The organism is Infirmifilum sp., from assembly GCF_049970975.1.
In the GTDB taxonomy this organism is placed as follows: Archaea; Thermoproteota; Thermoprotei; order Thermofilales; family Thermofilaceae; genus Thermofilum; species Thermofilum uzonense.
In genome coordinates, this window is the sequence record NZ_JBMFLX010000120.1 from 1 (window position 1) to 3,823 (window position 3,823).

Annotated in this window: 5 protein-coding genes; 3 read left to right on the forward strand and 2 right to left on the reverse strand. The window is 38.3% G+C overall.

Going from position 1 to position 3,823, the window contains the following annotated elements:
- The 3 genes from ACP5KC_RS09280 to ACP5KC_RS09290 all read left to right on the forward strand — a co-directional run.
- Nucleotides 1–268, forward strand: a 268-nt coding sequence (locus tag ACP5KC_RS09280; protein WP_428287362.1) for a hypothetical protein, incomplete at its 5' end; no start/stop codon positions are given.
- A gap of 10 nt (nt 269–278) precedes the next feature.
- Entirely contained in the window at nt 279–1,373 is a 1,095-nt protein-coding gene (locus tag ACP5KC_RS09285) for a protein kinase domain-containing protein (RefSeq protein ID WP_428287363.1), read from the forward strand.
- Nucleotides 1,374–1,396: 23 nt separating this feature from the next.
- On the forward strand, nt 1,397–2,065 hold the full coding sequence (locus tag ACP5KC_RS09290; protein ID WP_428287364.1) for a hypothetical protein: 669 nt from the start codon (nt 1,397–1,399) through the stop codon (nt 2,063–2,065).
- A gap of 2 nt (nt 2,066–2,067) precedes the next feature.
- Here the strand turns inward: ACP5KC_RS09290 and ACP5KC_RS09295 are convergent, their stop codons facing one another.
- Together ACP5KC_RS09295 and ACP5KC_RS09300 are read right to left on the reverse strand one after the other, a co-directional pair.
- Nucleotides 2,068–2,628, reverse strand: coding sequence for a hypothetical protein (locus ACP5KC_RS09295; RefSeq protein WP_428287365.1), 561 nt, complete (start codon nt 2,626–2,628; stop codon nt 2,068–2,070).
- On the reverse strand, nt 2,628–3,823 hold a 1,196-nt coding region (locus tag ACP5KC_RS09300; protein WP_428287366.1), incomplete at its 5' end, for a hypothetical protein. The genes ACP5KC_RS09300 and ACP5KC_RS09295, both read right to left, overlap by 1 nt.

A 3,823-nucleotide genomic window follows, 5' to 3' on the forward strand; every position in this document is an offset into this window, starting at 1 on the left:
CCTTTCGTTTAGCTTACTTGTTATTTTACTATTCATAGCTTTCTTCATGTCCTCAAAAGCAATTGAGAACTATAATGCGGCTATGAGACCTACAGAGAGCGTGAATTGCACGAGTAGGTTGGAGAAGATGAGTGAGACATGGACCAATTTTGCAATTGCGGAGCTTTTTCTGATAATCTCTTTGCTTATATCCTTCATTTTAGCTTTGAGAAGAATTGAAACAACTATGAAGAGCATTATACAGGCTCCACAAGAGGGTAGCTCCTAGGGTGTGTTATGTGGGAGAGTACGAGGTGAAAAGAGGAGAAATTAACCTACAAGGAGGGGAAAGGCGCTCCCTTTTCGAGGTAAGCTTAGACGAGAATGATTTTAATAGAGGAGTAGCTAAATTCGTGAATTTATTGCTCAGAAAAATTGGGCCATATACGGGTAGTTTCTCCTTATTTATCGAAAGAAAGGGGGATATACGTTCCTTCATACCCTTTGGCAATAAACATTCTATTTTAATCAAGGAACCCGGTACTTTTCAGGTAGTTTTAGAAAACACAGAAAAATTTTCACAAAGCTTCTTGTTTAAGGGAATGATTTATAACTCGATAAGGATGAAGACTGGTGAACTCTATAAAATTGAAAGCTTAAGCCCAAATGTCACCCTCTTAACTGACGGCAAGAGACTGCTCGTCAAAAAATCATTAAGAAGTTATTGGGATATTCTTCAAGTTGAGAACTTTGAAGGATTGCGGACGTGGATTCTACTGAACACTTTCTGCGGTGAATTTGCAGAGCACTGTGAGATTCCTAAACTTTATCAATTAAATCTTCAAAAGAAAAATATTATAATTGAGTATATTCAAGGTAGAACTTTAAAAGAGGAAATGCATTCGTTCAAGAAAAATCCTGAGAGAAATTTTGAAAAAATTATGAGAGTTTTCATTCAGACGGCGGAAACACTTCGCAAGGTCTCTGTTTCATACTCTACACTCATTCTTCACAGAGATATAAAGCCTACGAATATAATAGTCTCAGACAAGGGAACGCATATTATAGACTGGGAGCTCTCATGTTTGTTAGAAAATTGTAAGATGCCTGTGGGACAAAACCCTTATGCATCTCCTGAATCAGCTAGCGGAAACTATTCTGAAAAAAGCGATGTTTATTCGCTTGGAGCAACAATGGCCGAGGCTTTTGGAATTCTCGCTAGAGGAGGACGTGAAACGTCCACAAAAAAAGGACGCGAATACCTGTTAGCCCCTGTTAGTAAAAAAAGCGAGCTTTATAATTTAATCTCTTCCATGCTTGAGATTTCCCCGGAGAAAAGACCGAGCTATGATGAAGTTATTGAGACTCTTAAGAAAATTTTAAATGAGGGATAAGAAAAATAAAAAGTTGGAAAACAATGCCTGATTTACAGAATTTACTTCAATATCTGAATCTAAATCTTAACGATCCCAGAATATGGATGTATTCCACTTTAGCTTTGTCAACTCTATCAATCATAGCAATCTTGATATACTCTCTAATGCTGTCAAGGAAAATAACGAGACTTGAGATTTATGATAGTTTGCAAAAGTTGAGAGCTGAATACATACAATTGCGGAACGAAAATGTCCAGTTAAGAAATATACATGTTAGTCTTCTCGATGAAAAAAGAAAACTTGAAAACGAACTAGAAAGAAGAGAGGAAGTAATTAGGAAATTAGTGGAAGAAAAAAATTACTGTATAGGTCAGCTTGAAAGCATTCGTCCCCAACTGGAGAGGATAATGGAAGAGAATAATGAACTTAGAAGGAAGCTTAAAGAGCTTAACCCTGATGATTCCTTGATCCGCCAGAAGTATAATGAACTTGTTCAGATAGTCTGGTCTAAAAGAGGACATCTTGATACCACGGTAATAGAAAAGATCCTTGTTGAAGCATACAAAAAGATAGATAGCGGTAATACTATTTTTGCATATTCATTACTGCAAATCTCTGAGAGAATGCTTGGGGATCCAGAGATTTTAGCCCGTTTTAGAGGACTTTATGATATTGGCTTTCGCGGAGAGACCGGTCTAAAAAAGTTTTAAACTTACCCCTTGACCTCGATATTAAAGTACCACATGACCTCTTCCGTTAGCATTCTCAGTTTTTCACGTAGATACATCATTTGACTGCTTAAGTCACGCCATAATCGTATTTTGTTTAAAAGGTAGATGGAGGTCGATTGGAATATCTTTCCTGGAGGTAATACTTTGAGATAATAACTTGCCTTATTATAGCAGTTTGCTATGGCTGAAACTCGAAAGGACTGCTCTGAAACTGCTAAAAAGGTATTGTAACATTTTTCCGGACAAGTAGACTCATATAATTGTAATGTAATGATTGCTTCAAAACGTTTTAGGTTGCTCTCCAGCTTACTCTCTACCCGCTGCAGCCTATATTTTAAGGCTGAGTTTATCTTACTCCAGTAGTTTGCAAGAACCTCATAGTCTAATTTTCCTATTAGAGCCGGGTTAAGCCTTGTTAGCTCTTTTATTTCTTCCAAGTAGTTCATCGCCTTAAGAATCTCACCTCTCTCTAAGTTATAGTTCCAGATATCCATGAAAGCGTTGAGGGCGGTGCAGTTTTCTTCCTCAGATTTTTTAGACATTATTCTCCCTCCTCCTTCTTGCGTTCCCTAGATGTAAAAATAATTAACTCTATGTTGTCTGGAAGCTCGCCCCAAGTGTGGGAGCGAAGTATTTCAAAAGGAACTGGAATAAGTTTTAATTGAGATTCATTCCCAACATTAAGAGCTACCTTAATCCCACCCAGTGATTCATTGTTCCCATCTTTACCTAGTATTTTGAACACATTCTCAAAGGTCTCCGCCAACCCCCTGTCTTCAAATTGGTGTACCCTGAAAGAGAGGCCTCGGATTTCTCTGAGTGAAAAAATGTAGAGGATAAATTCCTCGTCAGATTTTAAACGGTTTCGGGGAGCTTCAGAGATTTTAACACCTAGGGTTTTTCCCCTCCTCTTTAACGGTAAAAGAAAAAGTGGAGAAGAAGAATAGTTGTGAAGCATGGGCAAGCTGTAATCTTTCCCAGGATTATCTAAGAAAAAAGAAGTATATCGGGAAAACATGCGAACAAAATCTTTGTAAGACTTTTCCATCCAGTCTATATATTGATCATAGCGTCCTGAAATCTCCCTGGAAAGCTCACCAGGAATAGTCTCGGTCATCCTCCTTACATGCTTACGTATCTCCTCCTTGTTTTCGAGAAAAGATCTTCCCCTTTTATAGATCTCAGCGATCCTTGGGATATAAGGATCGATAAAGAATGTTGTTACCCATACTTCTTCGATGGGGACATTAGGGATAATTGTACAGGAATAATCATTTTTACCGAGTTTAAAGTGTTCAGCGAAGTTTTCAATAAGCCTTTGCTCGATTTTTCCTATGGCTTCTTCGTTTATGTGAAGGCCAGCCGGTAAGGCTATGATTGATAAAGCTCGTCTTGAAGGAGTTATTGAGAAGTCGATTTCCGCCAACGTGCTGCCTTTTATTTTCATCAAGAGGTAGTTCGGCAGGTATCTTTCAGGATCTAACCTCTCTATGATTTTCTTAAAGTCCTCTTTATCTATAGCGGTAAAGGCAGGAACAGTGAGGGACGCCCTACCCTCACTTGAGAAAAAGTTTGAGTAGTCCGCTGCTTCCCATCTCCTAGTCCTTGCATAATTCATAAGTAGCACAGAGATAAGAGAAGCGGCCATCTGCATATTAACCATATTCTCTGCTCGTTCTGAACCGGAATATTTCCTGTAAAAGAACTCGTTATCAGCTATAAAGATAGTCTTTACGG

Bases quoted from the DNA above. Each gene is read 5' to 3' on its own strand.
- ACP5KC_RS09295 (WP_428287365.1), bottom strand. From the start codon at position 2,628: ATGTCTAAAAAATCTGAGGAAGAAAACTGCACCGCCCTCAACGCTTTC.
- ACP5KC_RS09290 (WP_428287364.1), top strand. From the start codon at position 1,397: ATGCCTGATTTACAGAATTTACTTCAATATCTGAATCTAAATCTTAAC.